The 20,943-nt window shown below is 46.8% G+C and carries 13 protein-coding genes; 9 read left to right on the top strand and 4 right to left on the bottom strand.

Annotated features, from left to right (window positions below; genetic code table 11):
• The first annotated feature begins 27 nt into the window (after positions 1–27).
• The 4 genes from NWE73_RS17110 (at position 28) to NWE73_RS17095 (ending at position 2,911) form a co-directional block, all read left to right on the top strand.
• A complete protein-coding gene (locus NWE73_RS17110) occupies positions 28–513 on the top strand; it encodes a hypothetical protein (protein WP_277579581.1) in 486 nt (161 codons plus the stop codon).
• Positions 514–593: 80 nt separating this feature from the next.
• Positions 594–1,178 carry a globin family protein gene (locus NWE73_RS17105; RefSeq protein WP_277579580.1) on the top strand — a complete coding sequence of 195 codons (585 nt, stop codon included), beginning with the start codon at positions 594–596 and terminating at the stop codon, positions 1,176–1,178.
• A gap of 1 nt (position 1,179) precedes the next feature.
• Positions 1,180–1,899: a hypothetical protein gene (locus NWE73_RS17100; RefSeq protein ID WP_277579579.1), complete on the top strand. Its 720-nt coding sequence runs from the start codon at positions 1,180–1,182 to the stop codon at positions 1,897–1,899.
• Positions 1,900–2,032: 133 nt separating this feature from the next.
• Positions 2,033–2,911 (top strand): substrate-binding periplasmic protein, encoded by an 879-nt coding sequence (locus tag NWE73_RS17095; protein WP_277579578.1) that lies wholly within the window; start codon positions 2,033–2,035, stop codon positions 2,909–2,911.
• On the opposite strand, the gene aspA is transcribed toward NWE73_RS17095, so the two are convergent.
• Positions 2,908–4,329 (bottom strand): aspartate ammonia-lyase, encoded by a 1,422-nt coding sequence (gene aspA, locus NWE73_RS17090; protein WP_277579577.1) that lies wholly within the window; start codon positions 4,327–4,329, stop codon positions 2,908–2,910. The two genes, NWE73_RS17095 and aspA, sit on opposite strands and share 4 nt — an antisense overlap.
• Positions 4,330–4,490: 161 nt before the next feature.
• Here aspA and NWE73_RS17085 point away from each other — a divergent pair, with 161 nt between their 5' ends.
• Complete coding sequence (locus NWE73_RS17085; RefSeq protein ID WP_277579576.1) at positions 4,491–6,110, top strand: ArnT family glycosyltransferase; 1,620 nt, start codon at positions 4,491–4,493, stop codon at positions 6,108–6,110.
• Positions 6,111–6,175: 65 nt separating this feature from the next.
• Here the strand turns inward: NWE73_RS17085 and NWE73_RS17080 are convergent, their stop codons facing one another.
• Complete coding sequence (locus tag NWE73_RS17080) at positions 6,176–7,540, bottom strand: DUF1214 domain-containing protein (RefSeq protein ID WP_277579575.1); 1,365 nt, start codon at positions 7,538–7,540, stop codon at positions 6,176–6,178.
• A gap of 218 nt (positions 7,541–7,758) precedes the next feature.
• Between NWE73_RS17080 and NWE73_RS17075 the strand changes: the two genes are divergently transcribed.
• The 3 genes from NWE73_RS17075 (at position 7,759) to NWE73_RS17065 (ending at position 14,036) form a co-directional block, all read left to right on the top strand.
• On the top strand, positions 7,759–12,423 hold the full coding sequence (locus NWE73_RS17075) for a tail fiber domain-containing protein (protein ID WP_277579574.1): 4,665 nt from the start codon (positions 7,759–7,761) through the stop codon (positions 12,421–12,423).
• 56 nt (positions 12,424–12,479) lie between these two features.
• Entirely contained in the window at positions 12,480–13,133 is a 654-nt protein-coding gene (locus NWE73_RS17070) for a YkgJ family cysteine cluster protein (RefSeq protein ID WP_277579573.1), read from the top strand.
• Positions 13,134–13,277: 144 nt separating this feature from the next.
• Positions 13,278–14,036 (top strand): cyclic nucleotide-binding domain-containing protein, encoded by a 759-nt coding sequence (locus tag NWE73_RS17065; protein WP_277579572.1) that lies wholly within the window; start codon positions 13,278–13,280, stop codon positions 14,034–14,036.
• An 85-nt stretch (positions 14,037–14,121) separates the two neighbouring features.
• On the opposite strand, the gene NWE73_RS17060 is transcribed toward NWE73_RS17065, so the two are convergent.
• Both NWE73_RS17060 and NWE73_RS17055 read right to left on the bottom strand, forming a co-directional pair.
• On the bottom strand, positions 14,122–15,285 hold the full coding sequence (locus NWE73_RS17060; protein ID WP_277579571.1) for a DNA topoisomerase VI: 1,164 nt from the start codon (positions 15,283–15,285) through the stop codon (positions 14,122–14,124).
• Complete coding sequence (locus tag NWE73_RS17055; RefSeq protein WP_277579570.1) at positions 15,285–17,060, bottom strand: DNA topoisomerase VI subunit B; 1,776 nt, start codon at positions 17,058–17,060, stop codon at positions 15,285–15,287. Before NWE73_RS17055 ends, NWE73_RS17060 begins: the two co-directional genes overlap by 1 nt.
• A gap of 398 nt (positions 17,061–17,458) precedes the next feature.
• Between NWE73_RS17055 and NWE73_RS17050 the strand changes: the two genes are divergently transcribed.
• The gene (locus NWE73_RS17050; protein WP_277579569.1) at positions 17,459–20,878 is read left to right on the top strand and encodes a tail fiber domain-containing protein; all 3,420 of its coding nucleotides are present in this window, start codon (positions 17,459–17,461) and stop codon (positions 20,876–20,878) included.
• The last annotated feature ends 65 nt before the right edge of the window (positions 20,879–20,943 follow it).

The raw sequence follows: 20,943 nt of genomic DNA, 5'->3' as shown, positions 1-20,943 counted from the left end.
AATATTAATTTGGGATAAAATAGGCTCATGACAAAAGCAGATCACAAATCACATGCCCTTCAAGTTCGCCATGCTCTTTGGAATCTTCAAAAGGAAGTTCTCAATTCCTTGAAAGAAGAGTTTGACCGCGAAAATGGATATCAATCGGCTCCGACCGAATGGTTTCAAACTTTGATGAATGCTGAAAGATATGCTTGGCTGCGTGAGCTGACTTCTTTGATGGCCGATGTCGACATCATGACTGAGTTGGATTTCATTACCGAACAACATGCGGCAACGGCTCGTGCAGAGATCGACAGACTTCTTATTGATCACGCTAAAAACACCTCTGATTTCACGAACTCTTACAAAGAACTTTTGTTGTCTGGAGTCGCGCTTTTGCCTCTGCATGCGACTTTGCGAGCTACTGTCCAGAATCTTCCAAAGGTCGAGATGACAAAAGACCAATCTCTTGCCGAGAGGAAAGCTTGGCACGAAGAGCATCGTCATCAGTCTCGTAAGAAAAGAAACTAATTTCCTGTCCCGTCCTGTGTTTCACCAATAACAAGAAAAGACATATCCTCTTCTGATTTCGCCGCGAGTAACTTTAAGGCATGCGAATCAAGGAGGATTTTATGCTGCTTAGAAGACTCTTTTTTTCAGCCTTCTTGGTAGGCGCCGCCCTGGCCATCTCCGCTTTCACTTTTGCGCTGACGGAAAATCCTTTTCATTCTTTTCCTGAAACCATAGAGCTTCAATCTCTGCCGCTTTCCCCTATTTCGCAAAGCCAGACTCTTTACGAGAAGTACGGCGGCTATCCCACTGTCAAGCGCATCGTCGATGATACCAGTGCAGCTCTGACTGTCGACCCAATCATGGCACCCTATTTGTTAGGTCTCGGTCCGCTAAGCCATACCCCCGACAAGCTTCTGAGCTGTTTGGACCAACAATTCAGCGCTTTATTGGGCGGCCCTTACTCTTATCCAAGCACATCCCATTTTCGCTCCGCTCCCGAGGAGGGTTACGCCTGCTCTGAAATGCAGATGCTTCAAACGGGATTAAATATCTCGGTGGAAGCCTTCGACCGCTTCATAGTTATTCTGGCCGATGTTCTAAAGCAAAACGGCGTGGAAGCTCAAGATGTCGACACGATTGCCCGTGCCCTTGCAGGCCTTCGCAATGATGTAGTGGAGAGATGAAATGAAAACACTCCTCAAAGAAAAAATGACCCGCGGAATTTTACTAACTCTTTCAGGGCTTGTGCTGCTCTTTGGTTTTTTTGGTATTTTAAATACTGAGATCGGCCAACATATTCCCGTGATTCGCGAACTTGCTCTGGAATTGGGCTACAAAAGTCGAGTTGATAATCTTTCTTCCTCACAAATGGAACGCTTTCGCACTCAAGCCATCACTCATCTTAAAGGCGACATCAATGCCCCTCATCGCCCTGCCATAGGACTCAACTTGGATAGCACGACAATTCGTGAGGCGGCAAATTGGCTTCAATCAAAAGGCCTTAGCTGCGTTCACGGAGTCAAAGGTTATGCCTTCTTGCGATGTCATAAAATTCCCAGCAAGGTTTTAGGCCTGAACTCGACCTTAAACTCAACGACTGTCATTGATGAAATGGATCTTGGATTTAATTCGCAGGGCAAGCTTATATCCGTCAATCTGCTGCATAGAAAACTTTCGGCTCTTCAGGGCGTTGAACTCATCAACGACATCTCACAAGGCTTGCGAAGCTCTTTAGGCGTTCCGACAAAAATGATCGGAGCAAATGATGTCAAAACATTTGCAACTGCAATGAATTCCGTGTCGATTGAGTACAACTTTAAAGACTACCTTGCCAAGGTCACTGCCTCATATCTACCCTGGTCAGGAGTTGTTCTTTACGAGCAATACCTTTCATATAAAAACTAATTAAAGGGGGCTAGGACGGCCCTCTTAATCTGAGAAAATTGCGAACCTGAATTGTGAACATTCTGACCGTTTGTAATGTCCCCATGTCTGATAATTAATCTGACTGAAAGCAAACTTGTGTTACGATTAATACATGAACTTACGACGGCAGTTTCTTTTATTTGTAGCACTTGCCTTCACTCCCTGCACTTGGGCAACACAGTCGGCATCATCGACAACTTCAGCATTGAGAATCCTCACTGAAAATTGGCCTCCCGTTTCTTACGAGGAAAACGGCAAGGCCCAAGGCATGGCCGTAGAGCTGGTGCAAACCATTCAGCGCAACATTGGTCAGCAATCGACCAGCGCCAAAGACGCTAACAACGCCAATGCCACTGGCGTTCGAGCTGTTGCTGCAAAAGAAGCTCCGATCGAAGTCGTCCCTTGGGCTCGAGGTTACAAGTTTCTTCTGGATGTTCCCAACACTCTGCTCTTCACGGTGATTCGCACTCCTGAAAGGGAAAAGCTGTTCACGATGTTAGGCCCAGTCGCCCGCGGCAACATCTCCATTTTTTCATTGGCCAATCCAAAAAATAAATTTGAACATGATCAGGCAATGAAAGAGAAAGCCGTCGTCGCCGCAACCAGAGGCACCGCTTTTGAAACGGCGGCCAAAGGAATGAAGTATAAGAATATTATCGACGTCAAAGACACCGAGACTGCAGTCCGCCTTCTTGCCTCAGGCCGGGTGGATTTAATTTGTGATGACAGTCTTACCATCCACGATATCCTGCGAAAACTCAAAATGGATTCGGCCGACTTCAAAGTTGTTTCGGACGTCGAGAACTACGATCTCTATCTGGGCTTTTCACCTGGAACCAGTCCCGAAGTCGTTCGCACCTGGAAGAAGTCGCTGGAGACTTTGAAAAAAAATGGTCAGTATGCGGCCATCTATCGCAAATGGTTCCGCAACTTAAAACCACCGAGCACGGTTGAGGTCATCGGAATTGCCGCAACTTCTTCGCCCCGTTAAGAGTGACGCTTTCCCAGATATTTTGGATTGAGCAGATTCTCGACAGAGAAAATCTCATCCAACTGGGCCTGAGTGACGACGCCTCTTTCAAGAGCGACTTCGGCAACATTTCTTCCTGTCTGCGCGCAGATCTTGCCAATCAAATCACCTTCAGCGTGACCAATAATAGGATCCAGATAAGTCACGATGCCAATAGAATTCATAACATATTCTCTGCAACGATCGACATTTGCAGTGATGCCATCGACGCATTTGTCTTTGAGAGTATAACAAGCATGCGTGAGAAGCTTCACTGATTCAAAAAGGCTGGAGGCAATAACAGGCTCCATCACATTCAGTTGCAACTGCCCCGCTTCTGCCGCCAAAGTCACTGCCAAATCATTCCCGATCACCTTGAATGAAACTTGGTTCACGACTTCAGGAATCACCGGATTTACTTTTGCAGGCATGATTGAAGATCCTGCCTGCAACTCTGGAAGGTTGATCTCTTTCAATCCTGCGCGAGGGCCGGAACTCAACAAACGCAAATCGTTGCAAATTTTAGAAAGTTTCACAGCGGTGCGCTTGAGGGCTCCGGAAATAATAATATAAGCACCACAGTCACTGGTCGCCTCAATCAAATCTTCGGAAATAACAAAATCATACCCGGTCACTTCAGCCAATTTTTTGACTGCCAAGGCGGCATAACCTTCCGGTGCATTCACCCCGGTGCCAATCGCCGTCGCCCCCAGATTCACTTCAAGAATCAATTTTTGCACTGTCTTAAGCAGACGTCCGTCCTCTTTCAACAATGTCGCAAATGCATTGAACTCCTGCCCTAAAGACATCGGCACGGCATCTTGCAATTGAGTTCGGCCCATTTTTAAAACTTTATTAAATTCCTGACCTTTTTTCTCAAACGCCGCACTCAAAACTTCCGTGGCCTTTACCACTTCATTCAAGTGCTCATACAAGGCCACACGAAAAGCCGTAGGATAAGCGTCATTCGTTGATTGGCATTTGTTCACATGATCATTGGGATGAATGACTTTGTAATCCCCTTTGGTCAAACCACGTTTTTCCAAAGCGATGTTGGCAATCACCTCATTGGCATTCATGTTCACAGAGGTTCCTGCGCCTCCTTGGAAAACGTCAGACGGAAACTGTGCGGCCCATGCTTTGGGATTTTTTAAAATTTCATCACACGCTTCGACAATGGATTTTGCCACATCTTTGGGAATCGTCCCCAGCTCACCATTGGCCAAAGCACAGGCTTTTTTCACCAAGGCAAGTCCCCGAACAAACAGAGTGTCTTCACCGATCGTATTCCCGGAAATCTGAAAGTTCTGCACCGCTCGCAGAGTATGAATTCCATAATAAGCTGCTGCCGGAACTTTCATTTCGCCCAAAAGATCATGTTCAACTCTAAATTGTTCCATTTCCACTTCCGTTCCCATCTAAAATCGGGGTCGTTCATGCTCCCCGCGAACGTCCAATGTTGTGTCCGAGTGAAGGGCCAGGTCAACCCCAAATTACACGCACCGTCATCCCGCGGATTGATTGCCAGTCGGAACTCAACGGTTTACCACTAACTTTTGACATGCAACGGCTTATTTTCTCGAGGGAGTTTACATCCGTGTTGGCTGAGTACTGGAAACAGAGATCTCTATCTCAAAAAGTCGCTATTATATTTGTTTTTACGCTGGTCTTCCGTCTCTTTTTCAGTGTGAGCATTGGCTTGATCGATGACGAGGCATACCACTGGTCTTGGGCGAAGAGCCTGCAACTTTCTTATTTCGATCATCCGGCGATGATCGCATGGCTGGAAGCCATCTCGACAAAAATTCTTGGTGATACTTATTTAGGCGTGCGCTTGCCCAGCTTTCTGTGCATGACCGGAACCATTGTGCTGCTTTACAAACTCACCAAAGATCTTTTTGATGAGTGGGCTGCGATCTTTGTCGGCTTTGTGATCTTCTGGTCACCGTTCTGGGGCTTTGGCGGCTATGTAGCCTCACCGGAACCTCCTTTTATTTTATGCTTCGTCGCTGCGGCTTACGTTTTCTGGCAAGGCGTGCGTGAGGACTCTGCACGATGGAGCACCAAGAAGACTTGGTTGTGGTTGGGTGTGTTGATGGGCTTGGGATTGAATTCCAAATTCATCATTGCTTTGATTGCACCTGGATTTGGGCTTTATCTTTTGGCAACGCCATCTCGTCGCAAGGATTTGTTAACCCCATGGCCCTGGGTGGGATTCCTTATTGCGACCGTGATGTGCACTCCTATTTTTACCTGGAATGTCATGCATGACTGGCCGGGTTTCCGATATCAATTCCATGATCGCCATGCTGATGGCGGTGGAATCAATATCGGTCGCTGGTTTGGATTCTTCGGCGCGCAGTTGTTGTTCTACACGCCGTTCTTGTATGCGATGTTGGTCTTGACCTTCATTACTTCCATCATAAAACGCACAGAAGCGCGCTGGCGCTTTCTTCTTTGCCTCACCCTTCCTTCCTTGGCGATGTTCTATCCGCAGCCTCTATTCGCGGATTACAAGCCACACTGGAGCGGTGCTGCTTGTACTTTATTGTTAATGGGCGCGGGTTATATCTGGTCGCAAGGATTGCAATGGGGCAACCGCCGCATTGTCAAAGCACGTAGCAAGGTCTACACCCGGGGCATTTTAGGATTTTTCATTCCACTGGCGTTCTTGTCTTATGCGCCCTTTGTTTATCCTTGGGTTCCGAAAGCCTTCCATTTCTTTGCACCGAACGCGGAATGGAAAACAACTTATGACTTTAGCAATGAGTTTTCCGGCTGGGAAGAATTGGGCGATTTCGTCAATCGCCGTCAACGCGAGATCCACGCAGAGACCGGTCACAAACCCTTCCTTTCAGCTCTTCGTTATGAAACCACAGCGCAAACAACTTGGGGAACGAAGCAAAAGATTTATATGCTGAATTCCACCATGAGCAATTACACCGTGATGCAACCGGTGGAAGAAATGAAGAATCTCGAAGGCCAAGATGCCATTGTGGTGACCACTGAAAAGTACGACCATGATCCGCTGAAATATGCGACCTTTGCATCCTGCTCGAAAGAGGAACTGAAAACATATCGCCATGGGGTTCACGCCAGAACATTCAACGTTTATCTGTGCAAGAACTTCCAAGGCATCATCTACAGCCCTGGCGAGGTTCCGCCGTCAGCTCGTCACTAGCTTGTCTACACTCCGGCTTCGCCGGAGTAGCGCCCTGGCTGCAGGTCAATGGCTGCAGCCACCGTCTATCTCTGACTTGTTTTCTGAAGATCCAAACCTTCAATTTGAATCACTGGCGGCGCTGTCCACTGGCTAGAAAGTACCGAATCTTTGGGTGAATACATTCGCAGTATCATCGAAAAAGTTTTGCCTGGTGCGGCCGGGATCCAGTTCGTCAAAGGGATATTGCTTCGAGGCTTAGCGCCTATGGCCAAGGTTAAGGAGCCATCCCGTCCGTAAGTCAATTTCGACAAATTGCTAATATTGGAACGAGTCACAGGATTTACAGTCAACGACCAAAAGGCGTTCACTTCTTTGGCCGGGAGTTGGTCTTTTTCAAAATGCATCAAATACGTATTATCACCAAGTAACTCTCGGTCATTCATGTCCTTCTTGCTAATGAAGACCACGACCTCTTTCGATTGATTCCACCAAATGCCTACATAGGTCGTCGCCGTTCGAAACCAATAATCTTCACCAAATCCATCCCTGTACGGAGCTGTCGTTATCCAACTGTTTTTGCGCTCTCCCATGCTGCCGAGGTACCGATTCAACTGCGGCAAGGCCTTTTCCTGAATAAGATCCTCGATCTGCTTTTTATTCGCATCACTTTGCGCTGCATACTTTGCGACCGCACGAACTCGGTTTTGCAAGTCATCTTTGAGTTTCATACCATCGGGTGCGCTTCGCAGTACCGTCTCGACCATAGGATACTCGAACGCCTCTCCGCGAATGAGATCCTCATTCGTAAACATCGGTATTTTTTGTGGAGGCTCGATTTCAGTTTCGTCGTTACGCACCAGCTTAAACGCTTTTAGCAAACGCACCGCTTCGCCGTCGCTACCTTTGCGTTCAATGCGCGCTAAGATTTTTGCCTTATACGACGGCAAATCAACGCGCAAAGACCCTTTCGGAGTTTCGGGCCCGTTCTTCAAGCAAAACGCAAAAGCTCCATTGGGATGTTGCGGATAATTTCGTTCGTTTATATTGGTGATAACCCCCGCCCACTCATCCATCACTTGCACGGTATAATAACGATTGGTGATTTTGGGCACTTCCAAAACTTGGCAGGTTTTATCATCAACAGCCACCCATGCTTCCAAATAAGCCACGTCCAGGTTGGGATTAGAAGAATCTGTTTTTCCCAACGGTGTGTATTTGATTTTGTTATAGCCAAGGTTTTTCTCTGCAGTATCCAACCGTTCTTGACGAATCACGAAGTAGCGAGCCATCAGATATATATACGAATCTATAACCTCTTTTTCAGACAAGCCCGCTCGCGCCAACGAGGTATTGGTTCCAGGCTCCGCCTTGCCATTGGTCAGGATTTTTTTCTCAGAACTTTGGCAACTCAAGAGCCCCGCAAAAATCAGGATCAGAATATTACGCATGCAACCCCCTTGTTTTTATAAAACTCGAGGACCTCCCGGAGGACAATACATCATAAAGAAAGACATACTCGTCCAGTGCCGCTTACCAAGGTTCATAATATATAATGAACTCAGATATTAGAATCAAAGAGAGACAGACTGCTGTTTCGACATGTTCCAAAAACAGTTTCCCTCGTCTTTTTATAAAGGAGTCCATCAAGAAAGCCGATAGTTACAGTATGCTTAGCGGCTTGAAACTTACCTGTACGTACCTGATTGGTTTATTTATGTCTTCGGCCATTGCCGCGCCGTCGTCTTTAACATATCAAGGTCGCATACTAAAAGCAGACAACACACCCCTTGAATACAATAACGTTTCCTTCATCTTTCAAGTAACAGATCCTTCCGGCGCTTGCGTGATTTATCAAGAGCAGGTCAATGGCTACAACATGGTGAACTCTGGCGGTGTTTTTGATGTCACCATCGGGAATGGCACCGTGACCTATCCAACGTCTGGCACATTTTCGATTCTCGATGCTTTTAACAATAGCGGAACATTTGCTTGTTACGGCGGTTCCCCTTATTTGGCCTCTGCAAATGACATTCGCAAACTGCGTGTGCAGTTTCATGACGGTGTTGGTTGGAAATCCATCAGCCCTGATTCTGTGATTCGCACCGTGCCTTTTGCCGGGTATTCACTTTCCGCACAGAAGCTGGGAACGAATACGGCATCTGATTTTGTTTTGAAGACTGGAATTCCCACATGTACGGCAGGAACTTTCTTAAGTTGGGATGGAGCAACTCTGTCCTGTTCTGCGGTTGCAGGAGCCAGCGGCGGAACAGTGACCAATGTCACCTCTGCAAATTCTTATGTCACCATTGCCAATGGAACTTCAGCACCTGTTTTGACTTTGAATGTGGGAACCACAGCGAACACAGTCGCCGCAGGGAACGACACTCGCCTGGTGAATGCCTTACAGTCCGGCGCTGCTGCTGGGGGTGATCTTTCCGGCAATTATCCCAACCCTGTCGTCGCAAAAATTCAATCTGTCGACGTGAGTTCTGCACCGCCAACAAGTGGCCACTTTTTTAAATACAACGGCACCAACTGGAGTGGCAGTGCCATTGCTATGGCTGATATCACAGGCCTTAATACACAGCTTGGCACCTATCTGACGCAAACAGCGTTCAATTCCTATGTCAGCTCTGCCAGCTGCAGCACCAGTCAAACCATGTATTGGAATTCGGTCTCTGGAGCCTTCGCCTGCCAGGCGATCAACCTTGGTGTGGCTGGTGACGTTAGCGGTTCTATCGGTGCCGTCAGTGTTAACAAAATCAAAGGTGTCACAGTTGATTTTTCCACGGCACCTACAAACGGACAGGTTCTTCAGTTTAATGGCTCTGCTTTCGTAGGCCATTCATTAACGACGAGTGATATCTCTGGAACTGTTCCCGCAGCACAAATGCCGGCGTTTACAGGCGATGTCACATCCTCGGCAGGCTCGACTGTTTTGACTCTCGCTTCCACGGGAACTGCTGGTACTTACTATAAAGTCACAACAGATTTCAAAGGTCGTGTCACGTCGGGTTCAAACTCCTTGGTTGTTGGAGATATTCCTGGTTTGCCTTGGTCGCAAATCACCTCTGGCAAGCCCACCACGCTAAGTGGCTATGGAATTACGGATGCATTGATTGCCAATGCTGGCGGAACTCCAAGTATTCAAACAGGTCTTGAAGCTGCGAAACCAAGCTTTGGTACTGCAGGACGTATTTACATCGCAACTGACACTCAAAAAATCTATTCCGATTCGGGATCTGCATGGACTGTCGTTGGCAATGCCTCAGGAGCAGGCGGCACAGTGACAAGCGTGACCTCCGCGAATGCAGATATCGGTGTTGCAACATCGACCTCTACACCCGTCTTAACTTTGAATTCTGGAACTGGTGCAAATCAAATCGTAAAATTGGATGGAGCGGCAAAGCTTCCTGCAATTGACGGCTCGGCCTTGATCAATTTAAACGCTTCAAATTTAGCAAGCGGAACTGTTGCAACATCCATTCTCCCAACCATTCCTCTGACCAAGGGAGGAACAGGTTTAAGCGCAGCCGGGACTTCGAATCAGATTTTGGGAATGAACAATGCCGGAACCGCTGCGGAATTTAAAACCATCACAGCCGGTTCAGGAGTGAGTGTAACTCACGCGGCAAACAGCGTGACGATTGCGACTACGGGGGCACCTCCAACAGGAGCTGCCGGCGGTGACCTTTCTGGCACTTATCCAAATCCTTCATTGAACACAGTCACTGTTGCCAAAGGTGGTACTGGTTTAACTGCAGGAACCAGCGGCGGCATTCCCTATTTTAATTCAGCGACGACCATGGCCTCTTCAGCGGCCTTGACTGCAAATGGAGTTTTGCTGGGTGGCGGTGCTGGTGGATCACCTACGGCAACTTCAGCAGGAGCCGCCTATCAACCTCTAAGAGTTCCATCCGGTGGTGGTGCCCCGTCCTTTGGAGCGATTGATATCAGTCAAGCCGCAGCCGTTACAGGAATTTTACCGATTGCCAATGGCGGTACCGGCGCCTCTGCCCTTGCCGCAAATCGTTTGATTGGCACCAATGGCACAGGAACTGTTCAACAAGCCGTGACCTGTGCTTTGAATCAGATATTGAGCTTTGATGGATCAGGCAATTATGGTTGCTACAATGTCGGCGCGATCTATTCAGGATTTGTAAATGGCGGCAACAGCTTTGGCGGCGCTTCGAATATCGGCAACAATGATAATTTTGATTTGAACATTAAAACGAATAATTTAACTCGCATGACTGTTCAGGCCGGCGGGAATGTGGGAATTGGAACAGCGACTCCCACAAATATTTTAGATATTTCAAGTACGAACACAAATAATTCCAGTGCGCCTGCAACACGCGATCTGACTGGAATAAAATTCCTTACAAAATCTGCCAACACCGCTGATGGAAGTTTCTATTCACGAGGTCTGTATTCTTTGCTCAATTATAAAATCGACAGCGGCAAAACAGACACTGGCACATCAGAAGGCGCACTCATTCAAAACTTAAGAAACGTCGGCACGACGGGGGACAATGGAACCTTGGTTAACCTTCGAGGTCTATCCATCCAATACGGTCACTACGGATCCGACGCAACCGCAACACCGACCACCACCAATGCTGTTGGTTTGTACATAAATCCCGACTTCGAGAAAGGCACCATCACAAACTCATATGATGTCTATCTTGCGTCGGGCGCCACAGGAGCCACGACAACCAATACTTGGAGTTATTTTCAAGCAAACAGTAAAAACAATTATTTCGGGGGAAATGTTGGGATTGCCACCACTCCGACTACCGCTCTGGATGTTAATGGTGTCATTGCCAATGCTGGCAGCCTTTCAAGACCTATCTCATACAGCGTACCGACGGCTACCAATGTTACAATCAATCTTCCCACTGGTAGTACGACACTGGTTGATGGGTATGCTTATAGGTTCAAACTAGCAACACAGAATACGGCAACCTCGACAGGTTCTTCTTATATTGTTTATCAAACCGCTCCAGGAACTTGGGCAAGCAAGTTGGTGAGTTCTAATGGAAACACCTCGAATCATCCACTCCTGCAAATTAGTGGAACCAACGTTCAAATCTATCACAATCACGGTTCTACTTACTCTATCGGCGTCATTTCAGAAGCGATGCAAACGGGAAATATAACGGTTCTGAGTCCCAATTATTTTGGCTTAGATGGGGCAATTACCAACAGCGCGGGAAACGTCGGAATCGGAACGACAAATCCAACTCAAAAACTGCATGTCACAAGCACAACAGATTCGATTATCAACACCTACGGTGCTGATGCCAATCAAAGCGGTTTAAATATGGGCGCGGGGCAAACAAATCGCTGGATGGTTCTCCAAGAGACAGCCGTCAATGGAAGATTTCTGAATATTTGGCGTGATCATACCGGAGTTGGCGGCGCAGTAGGTTCAGCCATGGCAATTACTGACGCCGGCAATGTCGGTATCGGTACTATCTCGCCTCAAGCCGCCTTACATTTGAACCCTACCATCACTGGCGCTGGCCCTGCAACATCTGGAACCACTCCAAGTACCGGCTTGGTTGCGAGACTTGGAAACTCGGGAGGAGCCACCCTGGATCATGGTATGTTGAGCAATGGGACCCAATGGATGCAGGCCACTAACTCCAGCAATCAGGCAAACATCTATGGTCTCAGTTTGAACCCTAACGGTGGCAGCGTCGGGATAGGTACTTCAGCATTCAGTGGAACTCTCCATGTAAACTCCAACAATGCCAGCGGCTATACGACTATTGTAAATCAGAATGCAGCAGCAGGAGGACAAACCTGGTATTGGTATTCTTCTTCCACTGGCGCTCCCCTCGGGCCCAATGCGATGTGCTTTGGTAACGGGGTCTGCTTGATGACTCTGTTCACGTCGGGAAATATGAGTATCACAGGAACACTGACACAGGCTTCAGATGCACGTTATAAGAAAAATGTCCGCTCCATTGCCAATGCACTGGATTCAATCACGCAATTAGATGGCGTGACTTACAACTGGATTGACCCTCAAAAAGACCCGAATCAACAAATTGGTTTAATCGCCCAAGATGTTGAGAAGGTCTTCCCTCAAGCTGTTCTGACAAATAAGCAAGGCTATAAATCAGTCGCCTATCAAAACTTAGTGGCACCTATTATCAATGCACTTCACGAAGTTCGCGCTTGGTTGCTAAGTCATGATGATCGTCTTCAAAAACTCGAAACCGAGAATGAAAAGCTAAAGCAAGCCAATCTGGCCAAAGAGAAGGAACTGTCTGAGATCAAAGCCCGCTTGGAACGCATTGAAAAGAATCTATCCACTAAATAGTCTGGTTTGATTCACCGAATTTCGCGAAATTCTTCAAAGCATGTTACCGTACCGGAATGCAACGGGATTCCTTTTTTCAAAAACACCCCAAGATCACTCGCTCTCTAAAAAAGTTCATTCATGAATATGAAGAGAAACTGGCTCCCGAAACTTTCGCTGCTTTTCTGGAATCTCTCAGTGAGGAACTCACGCGTGCCAGCGAGGATTTTGCTGCGGTTCCGCCGGGACCGGCCCGCGCTCGCAAGCTGCATGAACTCGTCGAGCAGGAAATCGCACAAGGAGCTGAGATTGAGATCAGCTGCAAAAAGGGCTGCTCTGCTTGTTGTCACATGGAAGTTGAAATCACCAGCTATGAGGCCGAGATTTTGGCAACCCTTGTGACCGAAGGGCATGTTATTGACAGAGGTCGTTTGCAAAAACAAAGTGAACGTTCTCTTCAAGATGGTCAGTGGAAACAAGGGATCAGAAATCTTGAAAGCAAATGTGTCTTCTTGAATTCAGAGGGCGCCTGCAGTATCTACGAACATCGCCCGGTGATGTGTCGCCGCCATTCTGTCACCTCCCCAGCAAAGAACTGCGAAACCCTGGATGCTCCCATTACGTTGCGCTATTTTCCAAGAGTGGATCTGCTGATCAGCGCGGCCAATGAAGACTCTGAAATGCAGATCGGACCTCTCGCAAAAATGTTGCAGATGAAGGTTCAAGCTTGAAGCCATAGGACCTAAGGCGAGAAAACCATATCTGTGGCTTCGATACTCACCATTACTGTTTCGCCATTTAACAAATGTTCGCTAGACCTTCACGCTGAATACTTTGGTTCTTATTTTGCGATTCCGCTAAGATGTTAAAATTATATGACAGATCCAGACCAAAAAAGAATATTTCTAATCGCCTCCGCCAATGAAAAGCTCATCCACTTTTTGGATTCGTCCATTAAGGGCAACGTGCAAAATGTCACGATCTTCACCGCTGCAGATGGAATCGAAGCCTTGTTTAAGGCTGAAAACGTGTTCCCCCATGTTTTGATCATTGATCCGGGCATAGCTAAAATGAATGCTTTTGACTTAGCTGGCTCCTTGCTTCGCCGCAAAGAGCGCTTGTCAGTGATTTTCCTTTCCCCGGTTCCTGAGACTGATCACTTTGTCGACGAGGTTGTCACCGGGCAAGTTCAGTATTTGACATCACTCGAAGATCAACATCTCGTAAAGAATTGTTTCTTAAAAGCACTCGATTGGGTTTTCGCAGGGACTTCCACTTCTTACCGCCTTCGTTTTTTAAACACCGGCGATATTTTGCTTCGTGAGGGAGCCAAGGGTGATTATGTCTATCTAGTCAAGACCGGCAGTCTTCGCGCTTACAAAAATGACGGCGAAAAAGAAATTGAACTGGGTCTGATCCAACCCGGAGAATTCGTAGGAGAAATGGCCTACATCAATGGCGAAGCCCGTTCTGCCACGGTCTCTTGCCTGACCCCATGTGAGCTTATTGAAATGCCTATCGGAAATTTAGATGTGGTTTTGTTTTCAAAACCAGCTTGGTCTAAAGCTTTGATGAAAACTCTTTCGAAACGATTAAAAAAATCCAATGAAGAGCGCGGTCCCAGCGAAGATTGATGCTGCGGCAAAGCCACTGGTTTAAAAACAAAAAAACCTGCTGATTAGGCAGGTTTTTTTGTTTTCATCTATTCGCAAAATCTTATTAAACGTAAGAACCGCGTTTGATCTTCTCAAGAATAAGTTTTTCAGTCTTGATCGGATCGTTCGGATCAACAGAGAAGAATGATTGCTGCTCGCAACGTACTTTTTCTTTGATCAACCAGCGAAGGATGTCCGCCAAGTTTTTGTTTTTTCTGTCCAAGAAGAACGGATCGTTTTCCAAAGCATCTTTAGCTTTCTTCAAAGCACGAGCTTCTGCCGGATCAGATTCCTTCACTTTGTAGTGAGGAAGATCATAGCGTTTCACGTCTTCAGGAAGAACGCCCAAGAATTTTACTTCCGGAGCTGAGAAGTCAGCATTACGTACCAACGAAGCTGCAGATCCCGCTTTCAATGTACGGAAGATATTTTGCATCGTGTACGCATCCAGATCTCCGAAGAAATACAATGGAATGTCCAACTCATGCTGAATCAGCTTACACCAACCGCGCACACCGTTTGAAGGCACGCCCCCGGCACCCATCAAGATACAGTTGTTACGCTTAGTGAAACCCATGCTCACCAATGTATTCGCTGTACCTTCAGATTCCACGATCAAGCAGAAATCGATTTTCTTTTTTGCTTTCAGTTTCAATGCTTGAGGTCTGTTTTTCGGCTGGAAGGCCGCTGTACCCAAAGTCGACAAATCAACAGTCGCTTTGTCACCATCCGGCATTGTTTCAGTCACGATCAATTGCTGAGAATATGTTTGTCCACCACGTTCATTGGCAAAACAGTTCAATTCCTCGCGGTAAACTTCCAACATATCACCGATAAAATCGATGATCGCATCTGATTCCGGTTGGTCTTCGAAGTCCAAAGGTTTCAAACGAGAGTTCCCTTTGATCAGACCCTTACAGATATAATACAACTCCCTTTTCGTATTCACAGAACCGATTTCCATGTTACGCAAAAGAATTTCCAATACAAAAACCACACGAGCCAGTTTTTGTACTGAAGAGACATTCAGTTCAGTGCGAACCATTTTATCTCCAGGAGTCAGATAACCGACCTTGGAGTTGTACAAAGAGTTGTCCAAAGAAGTTTTGATAGCTTCCAAAACTGGGCGTTTTGAATTCTCAAGGTCCTTCAACATCTTGTCAGCCAAGATGCGCGCCTCTTTAGGGATATCAATTTTCAATTCACGAATGCTGAGTAATCTAGCCATTAGCGTTTTTTCCCAGTGGTTTTCTTAGTAGTCGTTGTTGCTTTTTTGGTTGTCGCTTTTTTCGTCGTGCCCTGAGGAGCTTCCGACTCTTCTTCGTCAACCAGGTCAGAGGCACGGATCACATCTTCCTCAATGTCATCATGCTCAATCCCTTTTTTCTTGTCGCGTTTCTTCTGCTCCAACAATTTGGATTCAGCCGCTTCAAGATCCGCGATCGCATCTTCAGAATCACGGCCCAAAAGTTTTTTCAAACCTTCAGTCGCTCTGTTTTTACGAGCCTCATTGGCATTCACCAAACGCGCCAAACCTTCTACAAGGATTGGACCGAACTGTTCGATATGTGCCAATTTTCGTTCAAGATCTGCTTCCTTCACTTCTTTTTTGATGTGACGAGAAAGTTTTTGACCCGCTTGGATCAAAGCCAGACGAATCTCTGCCACCAACTCTTCAGAAGCATCGATAGTTTCTTTCGAAGCATTCTTAAACTTGATGAACGGAGACACAATAGAAACCGCGAAGATATAAGGTCCAAGAGGCAAACTGTCTTTCGGCTGTTGAAGACCGTAAGATTTCCAGTTTACAGACTCAATCGCCCAAGTGATCGCACAACCAGATTTGTCAAATTGAAGCGGAACGCGATTCGCGAAACGCAACAATTGCACCGGTGTATCACCTTGCTGATTGCGGTCTTTGAAACGAGCCAATGCCACTTCCACAACCACAGGTTTGAAGTCGCAAATAGTTGGCTTACGAGTTACCACCGCGAAGAAATCCACTTCACCCAGACGGTAAATTGATTTTGCCAGTGATTCTTCCCCGACAGTCAAAACTGATTTCGTTGAAGGAGCCATCAAGGTTGTAGCTTGAACAGCCATGAATGCTTTTTTGAAGTCTTCATCACTCAAAGATGAAACAGGTCTTTCCAACAAATTTTTTGGAAGGCCGTTCTTGGTGAAATCCTTGATGGATTGATCGCTGATACGAGAAAAACCCGTTTTCAAGAATTTTGAAAGCGTCGTTTTTCCAAATAAAGTCGAGTGCGTAATGAACTCACCTAGTTTGAAAGTATGAGGATGCGGCAAAGTCGCTTCTGGGACTTCCGGAACTTCTGTCGTTACGCGGTTCACGGTGACGAAATCATTTTCCATCAACTTATAAGTCACTGTCAGGTGTGGATTCACCAATACAGTTCCTTCGATATAAGTCAAAATACCGCCGTCACCGTTCAGCTGAATACGACCATCCAAAAGGAACTCAACACGCGTCCCGTGTTCGCGATCCCAATCGATTGTTTCTTTGTTTTTCAGAATACCTGTATTTGATTTGATATCGACATCGACCTGAGCAGACATCGCTTTGCGCATTTTCTTAGTTTTAGAAGTAACATTCACACCGCGCGCGTTCGTCATTTGCGCCCAAGTTGTTGCAGCAGAGATACCGATACCTTGTTGACCACGAGAACATTGCCCGCGGCCGAACTTGGAAGAAGCCAGATATTCACCGTAAACTTTGGCAAGATCATCTGCTTCAATACCAGGACCATTATCTTCGACAACAATGCGAATTAAATCAGTATTTTTGGTTGAACCTGTTCCAACCTTAGTAACTTCAATTAGAAGATCAGGTAGAATCGCCGCAGATTCACATGCATCTAGCGAATTATCTACAGCCTCTTTCAAGGTCGTCAAAACGGCCTTCAAAGGAGATGAGAAACCTACTTGTTGTAAGTTCTTAGCAAAATATTCCGCTGTGCTACTCTTAGTAATTTTGCTCACAGTCGCTTAATCCTTCACACGATGTTAACGAATTTTAATGAATGACTTTGATAGCTTAACTCCAACGTGGGGAGTCAAATCAAGACCAAAGGCCCAACGCTGCTTGGCGTAAAATTGAATATGAGTTTTTTTGGTTTGCACCAAAAGCTGTCTTTAAAAGACCTTTTCTCCTCTCAAAGCCGCGCCAAAAAAGGCTCTGGAACAACTAAAAACCCGCCTTTTTTACCCCCTTTAAGCCCCATTTTTTACGCTTTTTTGGGTCTTAATTCGAGGCAAGGTTCGTGATTTCCTATAAATTCACCCTTCAATTTGATGTTTATAGCCCTCTTTTTTTGAGTTTCCTTCGCCTTAAGGTTCCCACCCTGCACCTTCGGCAACCACATTCCGATACGTCTTGTATGCGTTTGAACGTACTTGGTGTTCTTTTCTTACTTGGAATTTCCCTTGGTCTATCCAATTTTGGATTTGCCGCTGCAAACAGTTTAAATACCCTCACCTATCAGGGTCGCATCGTTAAAACAGATGGCAGCGGGTTAGAGAACGCCAGCGTCAGTTTTCTTTTTGAAGTCACATCCCCCAACGGACTTTGTGTGATCTATCGCGAACAGGTCAATGGCATCAACATGGTTGGGAGCGGCGGTGTTTTTGACGTTCCAATTGGCAGCGGCTCCAGACAATACCCAGCGACGGCATTCACTTTATCCCAGGCTTTTAGCAACTCGCAAAATCTGACTTGCGACGGTGGCAGTATTTTTACTCCACAGTTTGATGATATTCGAATCTTGAGGGTGCAGTTCCATGATGGTTCTGGCTGGAAAGCGATCACTCCAAATTCTGAAATCCGCTCAGTGCCTTATGCCTTTAATGCTTTCAACGCATCCACTCTGGCGGGACGTCTCCCTACAGATTTTGTTTTAAAGAGTGCCGTGAGTACTTGTTCACCGGGGCAATATCTGACCTTCGATGGAACTTCTTTTGCCTGTCAAAATGATGCTGGTGGCGCGGGCATGCTTAGTGATGTGAATGTCACAGCTCCTTTGACCAAGGGTGGAACGGCCACAATTCCGACGATTGGAATTTCTGTGGGTTCCGGTGCGGGAACAGTTGCCGCAGGGAATGATGCTCGCTTTGGCAATGCCTTGCGAATTCAAAATACTCCGGTGGATGCGACTGCTCCCACTAGCAATCAAGTCTTGAAATTTGATGGGTCAAACTATGTTCCTACTACTCTCGCCATTTCTGACATCACCAGTTTAACCACTCAGCTGAATAACAAAATCAATGCGACGATGTTCCCGACAAGTTGTACGGCGGGACAGTCGTTGGTGTTCGTGACTCCCGCGAATGCATTTGATTGCTATGATATTTCGATTACATCTTCCCAGATATCAGGCACTATTCCTGGGGCAAAAATTAGCGGCAATATCGCTGGCAATGCCGCAGGCTTCAGTGGCTCTTTATCTGGCGATGTCAGTGGCACACAATCAGCGACAAGCGTAGATAAAATTAAAGGCAAGGCGCTTAATATGGCCGGCCTGGCCGATGGCAAAGTCCTAAAGTGGAATGCTGGGGCCAATGAATGGCAAGCTGTGGATCCTGCAACTTTAATATCTGGAGCGAGCCCCAGTGGCGCTGCCGGTGGGGATCTTAGTGGTACCTACCCCAATCCTTCAGTCGCAAAAATCAGTGGCAGTCCGTTGTTGTTAAGCTCTCCTGCTGACAAAGACTATTTAAAATTCAATGGCACCAACTGGATCAATGCTGCGATTGCAATTAGTGAGATCACCGGTTTGCAAGGTGCCTTAGACGGAAAAGTTCTTTATTCGCAAATGCCTAGCTGTACCGCTGCACAGGTTTGGACCTTCGTGTCCCCTGCTGGGGGATTCATTTGTACTAATATCGCCATCAGTGGATCGCAAATTTCAGACGGCACTATCACCGCCGCAAAGTTGGATGCGGCAACTGTCGGAATTTGGAATGTTAACAATGCCGCTCCTTATTTTACCAATTCAAACAATATGGTTCAAATTGGTGAGGGCGCCCTCAACTCCTCGTTCACTCGCAACTCTGCTGCTTTTACTGGTCCGATTCTAACTCTCACCAGTCGCCCGACTAATGCCAATGGCGATTCTCTAATTGCTTTCCAAACGGGAGCCACGGGGGCAAGCACCGTCTATCGTTCCACTTTCGGAGTCAATTCCGCTGGTTATCCAGAACTCAAAGGTGGCTATTGGAGCAATGGCGCCTCCACTTGGTATGACTATTCCGCCTTCACTTTCCAACCAATGGCACAAAGACTGGCTATTACATCGAACGCGAGCGTCGGCAGCGGTCTGGATATCAATAGCCCCACGTATTCGACAGGGCTCTTTCACTCTCAAAAGGGGTTATCGAGTTCCAGTGCCGCCACCGGAGTTGGCGGCATTACCGCAGAAAACAGAAGCAATACTGCTGGAATCGAACCCGCTTTGGAAGTTGTCCGGGTTCGCACCGACAGCACCTCTCCGGTCACGGGATATGGCGGAGCGATGACTTATATTCTGGAATCGTCTACGAATGGCACCATGAATAGAACAGGTCAAATCTCTTCAGTCTATGAAGTGGATCAAACAAACTTAACGACAGATGTGGATGCAGCACTGACCTTCTCGACAACTCAAGATAATACGCTGAATGAAAAAATGCGCATCACCTCAACGGGGGCCGTGGGAATTGGCACTGCCAGCCCTGATGCAAATTTGTCGATCGCGGGTGGCATGAAAGCCAGTGCAGCCTCAAATGGTTGGTACACCAACAATGAGGGAGTTCTGATCGATTATCTTCCTGGCAGCTATGGCCGGATCATGCAGGTCACTGGAGGCGGAGTCACTCGACCTCTGGTATTTGGTGTCGGCGGAAATGAAAAAATGCGTATTGATGCCGGTGGCAGACTTGGTGTTGGCGTGCAAAATCCGACCTTCCCGATTGAGGCCCTGGGAAGTATTGGCGCCCAGGTAACTACCGATGTGAGCCATTCAGTTTCTTTAATGAATAAAACCAACAACTATACTTGGAGCATGTATCAGCTGGCTTCAAATGATTCGATATCTCCCAATGGCTTTACTATGGAGCTTTGTCCTAATGCTGCCTGCTTTCGTCCCTTGTTTATCAATGCAAATGGTGTTGTTGCAAATTCCCCCCTCAATGTTGGCGACGGAGGAACTATCGCAGTTCCCGGAGGCACCGGTATTTCAGGCACTGCGCTCAACTGGGGCACCAATGCTCCTGGCTATGCTTTCCAACTTACAAATGCTGGCACTGCTTCCTTAAGCAACGGAATGCTGATTTATTCTGCCGCAACGGATGCAGCCACAAGTTTATTCGCGGCTCGCTCTGGCAGCACAACACGCTTTGTAGTGAAAGCCGACGGCAATGCAACTTTAAGTGGAACTCTCACACAAAGTTCTGATATCCGCTTGAAAGAAAATCTTCAGAGCATCCAAAATCCATTGGATAAAGTTCTGCAATTGCATGGGCTAAATTATGATTGGAAGCCTGACGTCAGCTCTGATCGCAGTCGCCAACTGGGTTTGATCGCCCAGGATGTTGAAAAGGTCTTTCCTGAAGCGGTGAAAACAAACAGCCAGGGTATTAAATCCGTCGCCTATGCAAATTTGATCGCGCCAGTGATTGAAGCTCTTCGCGAATTGAAAACTGTTTTCTTTGCTCATCAATTAAAAGTGGAACGTGAATTGGCCTCCGTGAAAGAAGAGAACGCTGCCATGAAGGAATATCTTTGCAAAAAAGATCCTGAAGCTTCATTCTGCGGAAAGAAATAGCCAACGCTCTGTACCCAGAAAATTTCTCCACGACTCTATCATTTTGTATTCAATCGCATTAGGGT

The organism is Bdellovibrio svalbardensis (genome assembly GCF_029531655.1).
Classification (GTDB): Bacteria; Bdellovibrionota; Bdellovibrionia; order Bdellovibrionales; family Bdellovibrionaceae; genus Bdellovibrio; species Bdellovibrio svalbardensis.
The sequence above is the reverse complement of the archived record's forward strand: the minus strand, read 5'-3'. Positions and strand labels throughout refer to the sequence as shown.